This is a genomic window from Pseudomonas sp. GW821-FHT07F01 (assembly GCF_059418825.1).
In genome coordinates, this window is sequence record NZ_JBWKQO010000002.1 from 319,187 (window position 1) to 333,817 (window position 14,631).

The 14,631-nt window shown below is 64.6% G+C and carries 14 protein-coding genes; 4 read left to right on the forward strand and 10 right to left on the reverse strand.

All coding sequences use genetic code 11. The features are described from left to right. The first annotated feature begins 39 nt into the window (after positions 1-39). Positions 40-315 (forward strand): peptidylprolyl isomerase, encoded by a 276-nt coding sequence (locus tag AC07R1_RS07675; protein WP_011061856.1) that lies wholly within the window; start codon positions 40-42, stop codon positions 313-315. A 157-nt stretch (positions 316-472) separates the two neighbouring features. Here AC07R1_RS07675 and AC07R1_RS07680 read toward each other — a convergent pair whose 3' ends face one another. The 5 genes from AC07R1_RS07680 to AC07R1_RS07700 all read right to left on the reverse strand — a co-directional run bounded on the left by AC07R1_RS07680 (position 473) and on the right by AC07R1_RS07700 (position 5,858). Beyond that, positions 473-1,381 carry a sugar kinase gene (locus AC07R1_RS07680; RefSeq protein WP_401400510.1) on the reverse strand — a complete coding sequence of 303 codons (909 nt, stop codon included), beginning with the start codon at positions 1,379-1,381 and terminating at the stop codon, positions 473-475. A 249-nt stretch (positions 1,382-1,630) separates the two neighbouring features. After that, positions 1,631-2,848 (reverse strand): amino acid deaminase, encoded by a 1,218-nt coding sequence (locus AC07R1_RS07685; protein WP_495110372.1) that lies wholly within the window; start codon positions 2,846-2,848, stop codon positions 1,631-1,633. 47 nt (positions 2,849-2,895) lie between these two features. Next, the gene (locus AC07R1_RS07690; protein WP_011061859.1) at positions 2,896-3,660 is read right to left on the reverse strand and encodes an IclR family transcriptional regulator; all 765 of its coding nucleotides are present in this window, start codon (positions 3,658-3,660) and stop codon (positions 2,896-2,898) included. Between the two features lie 119 nt (positions 3,661-3,779). Beyond that, positions 3,780-4,169, reverse strand: coding sequence for a RidA family protein (locus tag AC07R1_RS07695; RefSeq protein WP_011061860.1), 390 nt, complete (start codon positions 4,167-4,169; stop codon positions 3,780-3,782). 255 nt (positions 4,170-4,424) lie between these two features. Beyond that, a complete protein-coding gene (locus AC07R1_RS07700; protein WP_072450020.1) occupies positions 4,425-5,858 on the reverse strand; it encodes an RtcB family protein in 1,434 nt (477 codons plus the stop codon). A gap of 352 nt (positions 5,859-6,210) precedes the next feature. Here AC07R1_RS07700 and AC07R1_RS07705 point away from each other — a divergent pair, with 352 nt between their 5' ends. Continuing rightward, complete coding sequence (locus AC07R1_RS07705) at positions 6,211-6,783, forward strand: type 1 glutamine amidotransferase family protein (protein WP_019095391.1); 573 nt, start codon at positions 6,211-6,213, stop codon at positions 6,781-6,783. Positions 6,784-6,885: 102 nt separating this feature from the next. Here AC07R1_RS07705 and AC07R1_RS07710 read toward each other — a convergent pair whose 3' ends face one another. The 5 genes from AC07R1_RS07710 to AC07R1_RS07730 form a co-directional block, all read right to left on the reverse strand. Further along, positions 6,886-7,353: a DUF6368 family protein gene (locus tag AC07R1_RS07710; protein WP_495110373.1), complete on the reverse strand. Its 468-nt coding sequence runs from the start codon at positions 7,351-7,353 to the stop codon at positions 6,886-6,888. Positions 7,354-7,504: 151 nt separating this feature from the next. Beyond that, the gene (locus AC07R1_RS07715; RefSeq protein ID WP_011061867.1) at positions 7,505-7,900 is read right to left on the reverse strand and encodes a hypothetical protein; all 396 of its coding nucleotides are present in this window, start codon (positions 7,898-7,900) and stop codon (positions 7,505-7,507) included. Between the two features lie 132 nt (positions 7,901-8,032). Continuing rightward, positions 8,033-9,295 (reverse strand): NAD(P)/FAD-dependent oxidoreductase, encoded by a 1,263-nt coding sequence (locus AC07R1_RS07720; protein ID WP_258610898.1) that lies wholly within the window; start codon positions 9,293-9,295, stop codon positions 8,033-8,035. 10 nt (positions 9,296-9,305) lie between these two features. Continuing rightward, positions 9,306-10,394 (reverse strand): polyamine ABC transporter substrate-binding protein, encoded by a 1,089-nt coding sequence (locus tag AC07R1_RS07725; protein WP_015636031.1) that lies wholly within the window; start codon positions 10,392-10,394, stop codon positions 9,306-9,308. Positions 10,395-10,445: 51 nt separating this feature from the next. Beyond that, positions 10,446-11,747, reverse strand: a complete 1,302-nt coding sequence (locus AC07R1_RS07730) for an NAD(P)/FAD-dependent oxidoreductase (protein ID WP_495110374.1) — start codon at positions 11,745-11,747, stop codon at positions 10,446-10,448. Positions 11,748-11,883: 136 nt separating this feature from the next. Here AC07R1_RS07730 and AC07R1_RS07735 point away from each other — a divergent pair, with 136 nt between their 5' ends. Together AC07R1_RS07735 and wecB are read left to right on the forward strand one after the other, a co-directional pair. Continuing rightward, the gene (locus tag AC07R1_RS07735; protein WP_019095395.1) at positions 11,884-12,861 is read left to right on the forward strand and encodes a LysR substrate-binding domain-containing protein; all 978 of its coding nucleotides are present in this window, start codon (positions 11,884-11,886) and stop codon (positions 12,859-12,861) included. Positions 12,862-13,431: 570 nt separating this feature from the next. Beyond that, positions 13,432-14,583, forward strand: a complete 1,152-nt coding sequence (wecB, locus tag AC07R1_RS07740) for a non-hydrolyzing UDP-N-acetylglucosamine 2-epimerase (RefSeq protein ID WP_495110375.1) — start codon at positions 13,432-13,434, stop codon at positions 14,581-14,583. Positions 14,584-14,631: the final 48 nt, after the last annotated feature.

The window sequence follows — 14,631 nt, forward strand, 5'->3', positions numbered from 1 at the left end:
TCCGCGGCCGCCGATTTCCCGCTACAAGGTCACCCGCCCATGAAAGCCCAAGCCCGCCACATCCTGGTGAAAACCGCCGAAGAGGCTGAACAGCTCAAGCAGCGCATCGCCAAGGGTGAAGCCTTCGACGTACTGGCGAAGAAATACTCCACCTGCCCGTCCGGCAAGCGCGGCGGCGACCTGGGGGAAGTGCGCCCGGGGCAGATGGTCGGTGCCATCGACCAGGTCATTTTCAAGAAGCCCCTGCGCACCGTGCATGGCCCGATCAAGAGCAAGTTCGGCTATCACCTGGTGCAGGTCTTCTTCCGCGACTGACCCCGAGCCCTGTAGGAGCTGGCTTGCCAGCGAAGGCGCCCGCAAGGTCAACGCACGGTTCAATGGCCTCTTCGCCGGCAAGCCGGCTCCTACAACCTCTCCCTGCCCTATAGGAGCTGGCTTGCCAGCGAAGGTGCCCGCAAGGTCAACGCCCGGTTCAATGGCGGGGTATCAGGGCGCCGGGATGCTGGATGACCTGGCTCGCCAGGCGGTGCCCGGCCTCTGCCGCTTGCACCGGGCTACCGCCCAGCAGGCGCCGGGCCAGATAGGCTGCGCTGAACGAATCCCCGGCCGCCGTGGTGTCCACTACCTGCTCCACCCGCTGGGCCGGCACCTCGAAAGCACCACCCGCCACGCGAATCAGGCAGGGCTCGGCGCCCCGCTTGAGCACCACTTCCGGAGTGCCCTGGTACGCCGCGAACACCGCTTCGGCATCCGGATAGGCAAACAGCGCTTGCTCATCCTCCAGGGTCAGCAATGCCAGATCCACCTGGGGCAATACTTCACGGTACGCCGCCCGGGCCTGTTCGACCGACACCCACAGGCGCGGCCGGTAGTTGTTGTCGAAGACTATCAGCGCCTGGCGCTGGCGCGCCTCGGCCAGGGTCCGCAACAACTTCCCGCGCCCCACCTCCCCCAGCACCGCCAGGGTGATGCCGCTGAAATACAGCACATCGTAATGCTTCAGCGCTTCGAGAATCGGCCCGGCCGCCGCCGTGGTGAAGCAGTCGCGCACTGCCGCCTCGTTGCGCCAGTAGAGAAAGCGCCGCTCGCCCCGGGCGTCAGTCTGGATGCAATACAGCCCAGGCAGGCGCCCCGGCAAGCGCTGCACCCGCTCCAGGCCGATGCCCTCCGCCGCCCACCCCTGGCACATGGCATCACTGAAGCTGTCATCGCCCAGGGCGGTGACGTAATCCACCCGCCCGGCCTCGCCCATTTCCCGCGCTAGGTACACCGCGGCGTTCAGGGTGTCGCCGCCAAAGCTCTGTTGCAGGCTGCCGTCATGATGCTGCTGCAGCTCGATCATGCATTCGCCGATGGCCGCGATGCGTTTCTTCCTGTCCATGTTCCTGACCTCCCCTCAAAGCACATTCCACCGGGTAGGAGCTGGCTTGCCAGCGAAGGCGTCCGCACGGCCTGCGCACCATCCAGAGGCCTCTTCGCCGGCAAGCCGGCTCCTACAAAACCTGCATACCTCCTGCCCCGTAGGAGCTGGCTTGCCAGCGAAGGCGCCCGCAAGGCCTGCACCTCATCCAAAGGCCTCTTCGCCGGCGAGCCGGCTCCTGCAGACCCTGCATATCCCCGGCTCCGGCGATCAGAAACAGGTTTCCAGGTTCTCGATCACCTGCAGGCGCTCATCCACCAGCAACCCGGTGCGCCATTTGTCGAAGGTCAGGCAGGGGTGCGAAGTACCGAAGGAAATGATGTCGCCAATGCGCAGCTCCACTCCCGGCGCCACCGTGAGAAACGCATGCTGGTCCATCACCGCAGTGACCTTGCACGCCCCCACGTCATCCCCGGCACTGGCCTGGGCCCCGGCGCGATAACGCCGCAGCGGCACCGGCAAGCCGGCGTCATAGGCCACATCGCGCTTGCCCAGGGCCACCACGGCAAAGCCCGGCTCCGGCAGCGACTGCACATGGGCCCAGACCTCCATGGCCGGGCGCAGGCCCTCCTCCAGGTCGGCGCGGCGATCCAGCACGCAGCACTGCGCCTCTTTATAGATGCCATGGTCATGAGCCACGTAACTGCCCGGACGCAGCACACTGAGGAAGCGACCCTTGGCGTTGTGGGTCTCGAAGGATTCGGCAATCAGGTCATACCAGGCTGACCCCGAGGCAGTGATAATCGGCCGCTCGATGGCGAACAGCCCGTCGTTGTGCAGGTCCACCGCCAGGCGCACCAGGGAGTCGGCGAACTGGCGGATGCCGCTGATGGCCTGATCGCCATGGATCACCCCTTCATAACCTTCGATACCGCACAGCGCCAGGGCCGGCTGCGCCTGGATCGCCTTGGCCAGGGCCAGCACCTCTTGCTCGGTGCGGCAACCGCAACGCCCACCGACCACGCCGTACTCGATCATCACCTTGAGCGTGACCCCACGCTGGGCGAAAAACGGCCCGAGGTCGGCGACGCTGTCCGGGTGATCGACCATGCAATAGAAATCGAAATCCGGGTCCGCCAGCAGCTCGGCGATCAGCGCCATGTTCGGCGCCCCCACCAACTGGTTGGCCATCAACACCCGGCGCGCGCCATGGGCATAGGCAGCGCGAGTCTGTACCGCAGTGGCCAGGGTGATGCCCCAGGCGCCAGCGTCCAACTGCCGCTGAAACAGCGCGGGCATCATGCTGGTCTTGCCGTGGGGCGCCAGCTCGGCGCCGCTGTCGCTGACAAACTTCTGCATCCAGCGAATGTTGTGCTCCAGCGCCTCGCGGTGCAGCACCAGGGCCGGCAGGCTGACGTCACTCAGCAGACTCGCGCCGGCAGCAGCGGCGCCCTTTTCCACCAGTGGCAGGTTCAATACGGAAGACATCTTGGCACTCCTTATCAAGGCAGCTGCGCACAGCCGCGAAACAGTCATCAATCGTTGATACGCCGGGCCAGACGGTTGGCACTGTCGATCAGCACCCGGCGATATTGCTGGTAATTGCGCTGGGCATCGGCCCTGGGCGCGACGATGCAGAGCGTGCAGATGCACACGCCGTGCTCATCGCGCACCGGTGCGGCAAAACAATGGGTAAAGGTGTCGGCCACGCTGTCGAAGGAAAAGAACCCATCCTCGGTGGCCTGGCGGATTTGCTTGAGAAACGTCTCCAAGGGCAGACGCTCACCGTCGGGCAGAACGAAGTCCCGTTCATCGATCAGGTCGACAATCTGCCCATCGCTCAAATGCCCCAATAGCAACCGCCCGGAAGCGGTCCAGGGAATCGGCGCGTTCTCGCCGATGTTCGAGGAAATGCGGAAGTGCCGCTCGCCCTCCTTCATCAGCGCCACCGTGTATTTGCGCCCGTTGAGCAGGCACATCTGCGCGGTTTCCTGGGTCTGGCGGACGATTTCCTGCAAGGCCTGATCGGCCTCGCGGCTCAGGTCGAAATGACGCAAATGGGCCTGGCCGAGAAAGTACAACTGGCGGCCCAGGTACACATGCCCCTCCTGGCCCACCGGTTCCAGTACCCGTCGTTCCAGCAGGGAAGCCACCAACTCATAGACCGTGGACTTGGGGCCGCCAATGCCCTTGGCGATATCGTTGGGCCGCAACGGCTGGCCGACCTCCTTGAGGAAATCGAGAATATCGAACGCCCGATCCAGGCCCTTGGCCCGACGCTTGATGTTGTCTTCGCTCATCTAACTGCGCCCCCTCTATCGACCCGTAGGAGCCGGCTTGCCGGCGAAGAGGCCTTCAAGCCTTGTGCCACCCTCAGGGGCGCCTTCGCTGGCAAGCCAGCTTCTACAGGCCATAGCCATCAGGCTTTCTTCTTGTAGGCCACGCAATCGATCTCGACCTTGCAATCCACCATCATGCTGGCCTGCACACAGGCCCGGGCCGGCGCGTGTTCGGGCTTGAAGTACTCACCGAACACCTTGTTGAAACTCCAGAAATCCCGCGGGTCCTCCAGCCACACGCCAACCCGCACCACATCCTCCAGGCCATACCCGGCCTCTTCGAGAATGGCCACCAGATTGCGCAGCGTCTGATGCGTCTGCTCGACGATCCCACCGTGAATGATCTCGCCATCCAGCGCCGGCACCTGGCCGGACACATGCAGCCAACCATCGGCCTCGACCGCGCGAGCGAAAGGACGCGGCTGGCCACCGCCTGCGGTGCTACCGGTGCCGTAACGGGTGATGCTCATGAGAGGTTCTCCTGGTTGAAGGCTGAGCAGACAAGACCACCCTCGGAAAAACAAAGGCGGCCTGGGTCACACAGCAATAATTCCGCTACAACGGAATTAAATATCAAATAACGGAATAAATTCCGCAGGAGTGTGCCATGGGGAGCACGGAACATGACAGGGGGGTCAGAACGATCGGGCCGGGAGCGACCATGGATCGGCCGTCCAGTTGCACGGCAAACCCGAAACCATCCCACCCCCACAGCCCCCTCGTGCTTACGCCTTGAACGTCAGGATCGGCGAAAACCGCGCAATCACCGACACCGTTCCCTCTTCCACCTGGGACTGGATCACCTGGCCAATTTCCTTGTAGGCCCCCGGTGCTTCTTCGATCATCCGCTCTTCCTTGGTGGTGATGCACTCCACGCCCTGCAGGCCGAGGAAGGCCTTGTCCTTCTTGGCCTTGAACACCACCTCGCTGCGCGACATGGAGCGTCCGGCGCCGTGGCTGGCCGAGCGCAACCAGCGATCGTTGCCCAGCCCGGTGAGCAGGTAGGAGTCATGCCCCATGCTCCCCGGAATCAGCAGCGGCTGCCCGGCGTAGGCCGGTGTGGCGCCTTTGCGGTGGACGTTGCCGCCTTCCTCGCGCAGTACGATGTTGTGCGGTACATCGACAATCAGCGGCGCTTCGATGCCCGCGCCGAACACCTGCCGAGTGCGCTGGCGCACCATTTCGGCGATCAGTGCGCGGTTGGCGTCGGCGTAGTGCGCGGCGCTGTGCATGGCCAGCAGGTACTCATCGGCCATCTCGCCAAACAGGGCGAATATCTTCGAATCGGGATGCTTGATCCCGGCCGGCCACAGGGCCTTGGCCTTGTCCATCCAGCGTCGGCCTACATAGAAGCCCACGTCGCGAGAGCCGGTGTGGATCATCATCACCACCTGCCCCACGGACAGGCCCTGGGCGAAACAGGCCTGGCGATCCACCAGTTCGGTGACCACCTGGATCTCGACAAAGTGATTACCACCTCCCAGGGAACCCAGGCCCGGGTCGCGAAGGATCTTGCGCGAAAGGTCCTGCAGGGCCTCCGGTGCATAGTCGGCGCTGCCACGGGCAAAGGACGACTCATGCAGGCCCGAAAGCTCACGCTGCAACTGGGCGAAATCCGCCCCGGCAAACAGCCCGATCGGGTCCTGTTGCTGTACCTGAGCCCAGAAATCCCCCAGCCCCGAAGCAAACAGCGCGCTCATGGCCGTGGGGCTGGTGGGAATATTGCGCGTGCCTTCCAGCAGATCGCCACGCACCAGGGCGGTCCACTTGGCCTTTTGCGCCATGAACTGCTCGTAGTTCAGCCCCAGCTTGTGCAGGCGCATGCCGCAATTGATGTCGGTGCCGATGGCTTGCGGCACCACCATGTCGTGGCTGGTGACGATCACGCTACCCACCGGAATCGGGCTGCCGGTATGGAAATCCGGCGTGGCGCAGGCGCACTTCACTTCGCCGCCATGGGGGTGGGCGACCTTGGCGAAATCCATCAGTTGCAGGATGGCTTTCTCTTCGATGGCAAAACTGTCGGGCAGCAGCAGATCCACCTTGAGGCCGGCGTCATTGGTGGACGAGATAGAGAGGGAATTGGAATTCAGGCGTTCGATGGCCACCCCGGAACGGGCGAGCTTGTGCTGAATTCTTTTCAGAGGAGTCTTGGTCATTTTTCAACTGCTTTTCTTGGACGCAACAAAACAACCACCCTTTTGGTGGCTGGAATTGTCTGGTCAGCAGCGAAACTTAGACGGCCCGGATAATGGGCAATGACGGCCTGGATGTAAATAGCCGGCGAAAAATTAGTTGAGCCGGCGCCAGGTTGCGCTTCAACTCGGCCCGAGCACAGAAGGTTTTCGATAAATAGGCTTATCCCACCAAGCACTGTTGCTCGGGGCAGAAACACACCGCCGACAGCAGCCCCCTCCCTTGCTCCACAACAAGATGTTCCATTCAGTCGCTGAAATCGGGCTATTCTGCGCGCCCTCCAATACTCATTCGCCTCAGCAAGGACAGCTGCCCATGACCCGCGCCATTACCCTTGTCTGCGACAATTTCGCCGACTGGGAAACCGCCCTGATCAACGCCACCGGCCGTGGCTACTATGGCTTCGACTGCCGTTACGCTTCCCCCAAGGGTGCCATCGTGACCTCCATGGGCGGCCTGCGGGTGACCCCGGACCTGGCGTTGGAAGATATTCGTCTGGATGAGGTGGACCTCTTGATGGTCTGCGGCGGGACGGTCTGGCAAAGCCCCCAGGCGCCGGATATCCGCGAACTGCTACGCGCGGCCAAGGAACGCAAGCTGGTCCTCGCCGGCATCTGCGACGGCACCCGCGAACTGGCCAGGGCCGGGGTGCTGGACCAGCTCAAGCACACCTCCAATTCGGCGGACAACCTGCTGGCGGTGGGTTATGCCGGCGCCGCGCACTACCAGGATGTGCCCCATGCGGTAGCGGACCAGCGCGTGATCACCGCCCCGGGCAGCGCTCCAGTGAGTTTCATGGCACAGATTCTCGGCGCCCTGGGCATCAGCGACGACAACCTGACCTTCTACCTGGGCCTGCACGCCGCCGAGCACCGCCAGCAAGCCTGACCCTCCCTTGCCGGCGAAAGCGATCTCCCGAACGCCTTGGCTGGCAAGCCAGCGCCTACGCAAGGTAGTGGGTGGGCGGCAGTGCGGGCGTGTAGCCGTGGATTATTTCACCAGCCGAAAATCCCGGTGGCCCAACCATGCCGCAAAGTCCGCAGCGCTGAAAATGCTCTCGCCCTCATGCTCGATGATCGCCAGCCCCGCCAGAAATTCGCTGTCCCGGGTGTAGGCATGGATGCTGGCGCCGAAGGCCAGTACGCCATCCAGGTGACGGGCCAAGGTCAGCGCCGCCTGCCCTAGGCGTTGATGATCCGTCTGGTCTTTATCCATGGCCGCCAGGCTCAGAATGTCTTCAGGGAGCCATCCCAGTTGCCCGGCCAGCCCGGCATATTCCGCCAGTTCCCCTGGATATTCGGCCCCCATCCCAAACAGCATGGGGCTACCGCCAATGAAGAACGAGCTCGTACCGGCCCAGGGTTGATCCGCAATTGCGGCCAGACAGGCCAGCACCCGGTTTTCGAGCAAGCCATCGATCTGGCGCGGTAAAAGCACCCTGACAGTCGGCCCGGCCATTGAGTCACCTCCTCCAGCGCACCGCATCCTCACCAGGGATAACAGGCGAGCCCTTGTTCGCTGCATCAGCAGGCATCAATGCTCAAGCCCGCTGCCGGTCAGTGCATTCACCGGACCGGGAGCATAAAAGCCCGTGGTGCAATAGCCAAGCTCAGCGCCTGGAACCATTGACCCCCAACACCTCTTCCAACCGCTTCGCCTCGCCCTCCGTCAACAAGGGCGCAGGCGGTTGGACAAGGCGCTGGCTGGACAGGGCGGGCACCGGGGCCGTTGGTTGGGCCGTCTTCGCAGTACGGGTGCGGCTCGCGCTGCTTTGCGGGTACAGCGCTTCATCCAGGCATTTGTCGCGCATGCCCTGGCTGGACAGGCCGTGGCAACCGGTGCCGTTGGACAGGGCGCGGGCGCCGCAGGTGGCCTTGCTGTCGGGGTCCTTGAGGTCGATGCAGCCCAGGGAACCAAAGCCATGGCCCAGTACCGAGGCGGGGTCTTCGGCGCAAGCTGCGCCGGCACACAGGAACAGGGAGGTCAGCACAAGTGCATTTCGCATAGGGGCGCGTCCATGGCTAGCGTAGGTCCCCCGGCGCCTTTCCGGCCGCCGGGCAGGTCTGTCGAGGGAAAAAGCCGTTGTAGCAGATGAACATGACCGTTTCCCTTCCCCATAACCACCGCGGCTGCGTGACTAGCGGAAACGCCCCGCCAGGAAGGGTTGCAGGTTCACGCTCGGGGTCAGCCCACTGGCCTGTTCCGCCACCAGTTGCCCACTGATGGCGGCCAGGGTCAGGCCAACGTGACCGTGGCCGAAGTTGTAGTGCACCTGGGGCAGCAGCCGCGACTGGCCGAGCACCGGCTTGCTGTCCGGCAGCGAGGGACGAAAGCCCATCCACCGGGAAACCGGTTCGTGGTGCAGGGTCAGGAAGCGTCGCGCCGCCCGGGACAGGTAGTGATAGCGGCGCGGGTCCGGCGCGGCGTCGAGGCCGCCGAACTCCACCGTGCCCGCCACCCGCAGCCCTTGGGCCATGGGCGTCAGGTAGAAACCGCCGGCGCCCCAGCACACCGGGCGGCTGAGCAAGCCGCCAGCCTGATCGAACAGCACGTGATAACCGCGTTCGGTGTCCAGGGGAATCTCGTCCCCCAGGCTCTGCGCCAGGCGGCGGGACCAAGCGCCGCTGCACAACACCAGGCGTTCGGCGGGCAGTTGCTCGCCACTGCCGAGGCGGGCAAGCACCCGCTCGCCGTCCTGGGCGCTGCGCTCGACCCCCTGCAACTCATCGCGGCGAAACACTCCGCCGCGCTCGATGAAGCACCGCAGCAAGCGCTGGCTCAATGCGAAGGGATCGAGGGTGCGGCTGACCTGGGGCAGTTCCAGCGCCAGGGCCGCACGGGCGTTGAGGGCCGGCTCCATGGCCCGTAGCTCCGGCCCTTGCACCAGGCGCATGGGTACCTCGAACCCCTGGTGATAGGCCAGCATGTCGATAGCGCTCTGCCGCTCGTGGGCCTCGAAGATGTACAGCGAGCCGTCATGGCGCACCAGGTCGTTGGCCCCGGCATCGTCGAACAACGCCTGCCAGGCGCCCATGCAGGGCTTGAGCAGGCTGTGCAGGTCATGGCTGATGGCCTTGACCCGCGGCTCGCTGGAGCTTTGCAAAAAGCGCCATAGCCAGGGGGCGATCCGTGGCAGGTAACCCGGGCGGATCGCCAGCGGGCTGTCGCGCCGCAACAGCATGCCCGGGGCCTGGCGCCAGATGCCGGGGGTTGCCACTGGCTCCACGGCATAGGTGGCGAAGGTACAGGCATTGCCGAAGGAAGTGCCGCTGCCCGGCGGCTGGCGGTCCAGCAGGGTCACCCGCCAGCCCAGGCGCTGCAGCCACAGGGCGCTGGCCAGGCCCACCACCCCGGCCCCCACCACCACGGCGTGGCCGCGTTGTTGCTGACTTGCAATCATGCCGTGCTCCTCATGTGCCGCTGACGACCCGGGTCCACAGGCGAGTGCTCAGGCGCATGCCGGCCGGGGTCATGGTCTTGATCGGGAACAGCGTATCGAGCACCGACTGCGGCGGGTAGGCCGCCGGGTTGCTGCGCAACTGCGGTTCGATGTAGGGCAAGGACGCCGCATTGCCGTTCGCGTACTGCACGAAGTTGCTGATGTTGGCGATCACCTTGGGGTCCAGCAGGTAGTTCAGGTAGGCGTAGGCGTTGTCCAGGTGCGGGGCGTTCCTGGGAATCACCACCATGTCCATGGCCACGGTGGAGCCTTCCCTGGGAATGCTGTAGCCGAGGTTCACGCCGTTTTTTGCCTGCTGCGCGGTGGCCATGGCTTGCAGCACGTCGCCGCTGAAACCCACGGCCACGCAGATGTTGCCGTTGGCCAGGTCGCTGACGTACTTGGCCTGGTGGAAGTAGAGGATCGAGGGGCGGATCGCCTGCAGCGCCGCTTCGGCCTTTTTCAGGTCCGCCGGCTGTTCGCTGTGGGGGTCCAGGCCCAGGGCATTGAGGGTGATGGGCACCATCTGTGTCGGGTTGTCGAGAAAGGCCACGCCGCACTGCTTGAGCTTCTGGATGTTCTCCGGCTTGAACAGCAGCTGCCAGGACTGGGTGACATCGGTGTCGCCGAAGATCGCCTTGATCTTGTCGACGTTGTAGCCGATGCCCACGGTCACCCACATATAGGGAATGCCGTACCTATTGCCCGGGTCGCTGGTTTCCAGCAGCTTCATCAGCTTGGGATCGAGGTTGTTCCAGTTGGGCAGCTTGCTGCGATCCAGGGGCTGGATCGCCCCGGCCTGGATCAGCCGCGGCAGAAAGTGGTTGGACGGGCTGGCCAGGTCATAGCCGCTGCCGCCGGTCATCAGCTTGGCCTCGGTGGTCTCGTTGCTGTCGATCACGTCGTAGGTAGTCTGAATTGCGGTGCGCTGGGTGAACTGGGCCAGGGTGTCCGGAGCGATATAGCCGCTCCAGTTGGCGATGCTCACGGTCTCGGCCGCCTGGACGCTTGCGGCGCACAAGGCCAGGGATAACAGTGCCGTAGTGGTGCGATTGATCATGTTGCCGCCCTCTGTGCTCTTATTATTGCGGCGTTTCATTCGCCGCGACGGTTAACGTTCATGTCGCGCGCGCTGCACTTCCCAGCCCATGCGCAAGCTTGCTCCAATGTCGAAAAACGGTCGGGGTGGCAGGTAGCCGGGCCGGGCCTGGGACAGCACGTCCCGCAGCAGCGAGGAGTCGCAGCCGGCGGCCATTTCCACCAGCAGCCTGCCCCACAGGGTGCCCCGCGCCACCCCCGAGCCGTTGCAGCCGGCCACCGCGTGCAGGCCTTCGGCGACCCGGCTGAAGTACGGCTCGCCGGAACGGGTGCCGCTCAGGTGCCCGGTCCAGGTGTATTGCAGGTCGGTATCGGTAATGCCGGGAAAGCGCTTTTGCAGGCCCCGCAGGTGTTCCTGGCGGCGCACCGCCAACTGCGCCGGGCCGAGATCGCGCTGGCGATACTCGACGGTGTTGCGCATCAGCAGGCGGCGCCCGGGCAACAGGCGCACCGTGGCCGCCCCGGGCAAGGTGGAGAGCACGCCCCAGCCCTGCTCATCCAGCAGCCGCTGCCAGTGATCTTCCTGCAGGGGCCGGGTGATGCTGGCGCTCAGCTCCAGGGGGAAGGTGCGGCTGTGCCGGACTCCGAGCCGGGGTAGGAAGGCACCGACACAGGCCAGCACCTGGGGCGCCTGGATCTCGCCCTCCCCGGTCACCGCCCGCCAGCCCCGGCCCGGCAGAGGCTGCAGGTCCTGCACCGGGCTGTTCTCGAACACCTCCACCCGCTCCGGCAGGCGCTCCAGCAGGCCCTTGACGTATTTGGCCGGCTGCAGCAGCGCGTTGCCACCGGCGCAGTGGATGGCCCGCTGGTAGAAGCCGCTGCCCAGGCGCTGCTGCAAGGCCGCGCCTTCCAGGTACTGGGCCTGGGCGCCCGCAGCGTTCAGGGTAGCGACTCGGGCGCCGCTGTCCTGCAAGTGCTGCCCCTGGTGCACGGCGAAGTGATAGCCGCCAGCGTCGAACTCGCACTCGATGCCCAACTCGTCAATGCGCCGGCGCACCTCTTCACCGGCAGCGATGCCGATGCCGCAGGCATGCTGATAGGCCGAGTGGCCGGGCCGGCCCAGCAACTCATCGGCGCCGGGTAATTCATGGCTGACCACAAACCCCGAGTTGCGCGCCGAAGCCCCCTGGGCCGCCCGCTGGCGATCCATCAGGACGATGCGTTGCTGGGGCAACATCCGCGCCAGGGCATGGGCCGCCGAGAGGCCGGTGATGCCACCGCCAATGATCAGCCAGTCGGCTTTCTGTAGGCCCTTGAGGGTTGGCCGCTGGGAAGTCTGCCCTGCCAGGGCGATCCAGCCACATACATTGTTCAAAGCCTGTCACTCCTGCACAATCCATGCGCCCGGAGCATTCAACAGAACACTCAACCCGGCGCCACATGCCTACAATCTATGGATATGACGGCTTTATTTCGAACGTTATTAATTCATCCATCTATTCGGAAAACGCATGGATAACCCTCTTCGACTGCCCTCGTTGCAGGCCCTGCAGACCCTGGTCAGCGTGGCCCAGACCCACAGCTTCACCGAGTCCGCGGCGCGCCTGCACCTGACCCAGAGCGCGGTGAGCCGGCAGATCCAGCAACTGGAGGAGCACTATGGGGTCAGCCTGTTCGAGCGCAGCAGCCGAAGGGTCTCGCTGACCGAACAGGGGCGCGATGTCTGCACGGTGGCCACCCAAGTCCTGAGGTCCCTCGGCTCCCTGCAGGAACGCCTGGCCCCGGCGCCCCTGGACCGGCCGTTTCGCATCCGCATCTTTGTCTCCCTGGCGGTGCGCTGGTTGCTGCCGCGGCTCAGCGGTTTCTACGCCGCCAACCCCGGGCTGTGCCTGTCGATCGAGACCGTGGGCGGGGCCACGGTAGACCCCGGCGGCGATTGCGACGCCTATGTGCTGTACCTGCCGGAAGGCCTGGACGAGCGGCCGCTGACCCCGCTGTTCGACGAATACCTGGTACCGGTGTGTGCCCCAACGCTCAGTGACGGGCAATTGCCGCCGCGCTCCCTGGAGGAACTGGCCGGGCACGCGCTGATCCACGGTTCTACCAGCCGCCAGGAATGGACCGCCTGGCTGCAGGCCCAGGACGACCAGACGCCCCACAGTTACAAGCATCTGCTGTTCAACCTCGACGACCTGGCCCTGGACGCCGCGGCCCGGGGGCTGGGGGTGGCCATGACGGACCTGATCCTGGCCCAGGACTCGATTGCCCGGGGCAGCCTGCTGATCCCCTTTGGCCAGGCGCTCAAGACCGGCGGGGTCTATGCCCTGTGGCTACGCGACAGCGGCGCCGCGCATCCGGCCTGCGAAACCGTATTGAACTGGTTCCAGGCTCAGGCAGCCGAACGGGATCTGCCCGCGGCACGAGGCCTGGCTGGGGCGATTGCAGCAGCCCTGCCCACCCTGGGTGGCAGTAAATCCCTGGCTGAATGACTGGACCAGGCCCTGCTGCTCATGGGCCTGGGCAAACAACATTGAAGGGCCGATGAACACTGCCCGGGAAAGCTCGAGCGCCGCCGGCGCTCAGCTGTAGAGCGTCACCATTGCCCAGGCAAAACACGCCAGCACCAGGGCCATCCCCACTACATACACCGCTAAAGCACGACCCACAGCATCACTCCACGAACCAGGCAGTCATCAACACACTCACTCTCGGGGTGAGTCATGGCGCGCATTCTAGCAGCGCGCGACGTCATTTTGACACGAGCCTCTAAGCCTGATTAAAAGCCTCCCGACAAATGGTATTGGCGTCAATTTAATGGCTTAAATCAGCCTAACTCTTCTTAACGGGCAGCCGAACTGCGCAACATCATCTTGCATTGCGCCCAGTGTTTTCTTTCCGCCGAGAAACCTGCTGCCTCCGGGATCAATGCAAGCCCCCTTTTCCCGCTAAACCGCGAACCTGAGCGCTATCAGCGCCTGCACTCCTGGTTGGACAAGAGTGATCCTGACTGCTTTGATCTCAACGCCAGGTCCGGTTTTCACAATCCCAGGGAGGGGTCCATGTCGTTCAAGGTCATGATGGTTTTCGGTACACGCCCTGAGGCGATCAAGATGGCACCACTGGCTCGGGTTCTAAGGCACTGGCCAGGTATCGAGCTGCACATCTGTTCCACCGGCCAGCATCGGGAAATGCTCAAACAGGTACTCGACGCCTTTGAGCTCGAGGTCGATGTGGACCTGCAAGTGATGACCCAGGGCCAGACCCTCAACGGCTTGTCGCAGCAACTGCTGATCCATCTGGACACCAGCTACGAGCGTCTGCAACCGGACATCGTGCTGGTCCATGGCGACACCACCACCAGTTTTATCGCCGCCCTCGCCGCCTTCAACCGGCGGTTGCCCATTGGCCACGTCGAGGCCGGCCTGCGCACTGGCAACCTCCAGGCACCCTGGCCCGAAGAAGCCAACCGGCGCCTGACCGGGGTCATCGCCGACCTGCACTTCACCCCGACCGCCAGGTCCGCAACCAACCTGCTGCGGGAAAACGTGCCCGCTGAAAACATCGAGGTCACCGGCAACACGGTGATCGACGCGCTACTGTGGATGCGCAACCGGCAGAAGCACACCCACTGGCGCCCCGCGGCCAACTCGCCCCTGGCGGTGCTCGACGACAGCCGGCGCATGGTGCTGATCACCGGCCACCGCCGGGAGAACTTCGGTGACGGTTTCCGCGATATCTGCAAAGCCCTGGCAACCCTGGCCGAGCGCTACCCGGACGTGCAGTTCGTGTACCCGGTACACCTCAACCCCCAGGTGCAGAACGCGGTGTACGGCCTGCTCTCGAACAAGCCGAACATCTACCTGGTAGCGCCCCAGGACTATCAGCATTTTGTCTGGCTGATGGGACGTTCGCACTTCATCCTCAGCGACTCCGGCGGCGTCCAGGAAGAGGCCCCGGCCATCGGCAAGCCCTTGCTGGTGCTGCGCGAGGTCACCGAGCGGCCGTCGGTGCTGGAAGGCGGCACCGTGCTGCTGGTGGGCACCGATCGCGAGCGCATCGTGCACCACGCCAGCGAACTGCTGGACAATGCACAGCTGCATGCCCGCATGAGCCGCGTGTACAGCCCCTACGGTGACGGCCGCGCCAGCGAACACATCGCCCGCCGCCTGTGCACCTGGCTGGAGGCCCAAGCCCCCCGTACTCCGGCATGAGCCCGGGCAGCCCCCGCAGCCCGCAGTCGCAAAACGTCCAGTTGGCCA

What these genes read in the sequence shown, in the direction of transcription:
- AC07R1_RS07675 (WP_011061856.1), top strand. Translation starts at nt 40, where the DNA reads ATGAAAGCCCAAGCCCGCCACATCCTGGTGAAAACCGCCGAAGAGGCT.
- AC07R1_RS07680 (WP_401400510.1), bottom strand. Translation starts at nt 1,381, where the DNA reads ATGGACAGGAAGAAACGCATCGCGGCCATCGGCGAATGCATGATCGAG.
- AC07R1_RS07685 (WP_495110372.1), bottom strand. Translation starts at nt 2,848, where the DNA reads ATGTCTTCCGTATTGAACCTGCCACTGGTGGAAAAGGGCGCCGCTGCT.
- AC07R1_RS07690 (WP_011061859.1), bottom strand. Translation starts at nt 3,660, where the DNA reads ATGAGCGAAGACAACATCAAGCGTCGGGCCAAGGGCCTGGATCGGGCG.
- AC07R1_RS07695 (WP_011061860.1), bottom strand. Translation starts at nt 4,169, where the DNA reads ATGAGCATCACCCGTTACGGCACCGGTAGCACCGCAGGCGGTGGCCAG.
- AC07R1_RS07700 (WP_072450020.1), bottom strand. Translation starts at nt 5,858, where the DNA reads ATGACCAAGACTCCTCTGAAAAGAATTCAGCACAAGCTCGCCCGTTCC.
- AC07R1_RS07705 (WP_019095391.1), top strand. Translation starts at nt 6,211, where the DNA reads ATGACCCGCGCCATTACCCTTGTCTGCGACAATTTCGCCGACTGGGAA.
- AC07R1_RS07710 (WP_495110373.1), bottom strand. Translation starts at nt 7,353, where the DNA reads ATGGCCGGGCCGACTGTCAGGGTGCTTTTACCGCGCCAGATCGATGGC.
- AC07R1_RS07715 (WP_011061867.1), bottom strand. Translation starts at nt 7,900, where the DNA reads ATGCGAAATGCACTTGTGCTGACCTCCCTGTTCCTGTGTGCCGGCGCA.
- AC07R1_RS07720 (WP_258610898.1), bottom strand. Translation starts at nt 9,295, where the DNA reads ATGATTGCAAGTCAGCAACAACGCGGCCACGCCGTGGTGGTGGGGGCC.
- AC07R1_RS07725 (WP_015636031.1), bottom strand. Translation starts at nt 10,394, where the DNA reads ATGATCAATCGCACCACTACGGCACTGTTATCCCTGGCCTTGTGCGCC.
- AC07R1_RS07735 (WP_019095395.1), top strand. Translation starts at nt 11,884, where the DNA reads ATGGATAACCCTCTTCGACTGCCCTCGTTGCAGGCCCTGCAGACCCTG.
- wecB (WP_495110375.1), top strand. Translation starts at nt 13,432, where the DNA reads ATGTCGTTCAAGGTCATGATGGTTTTCGGTACACGCCCTGAGGCGATC.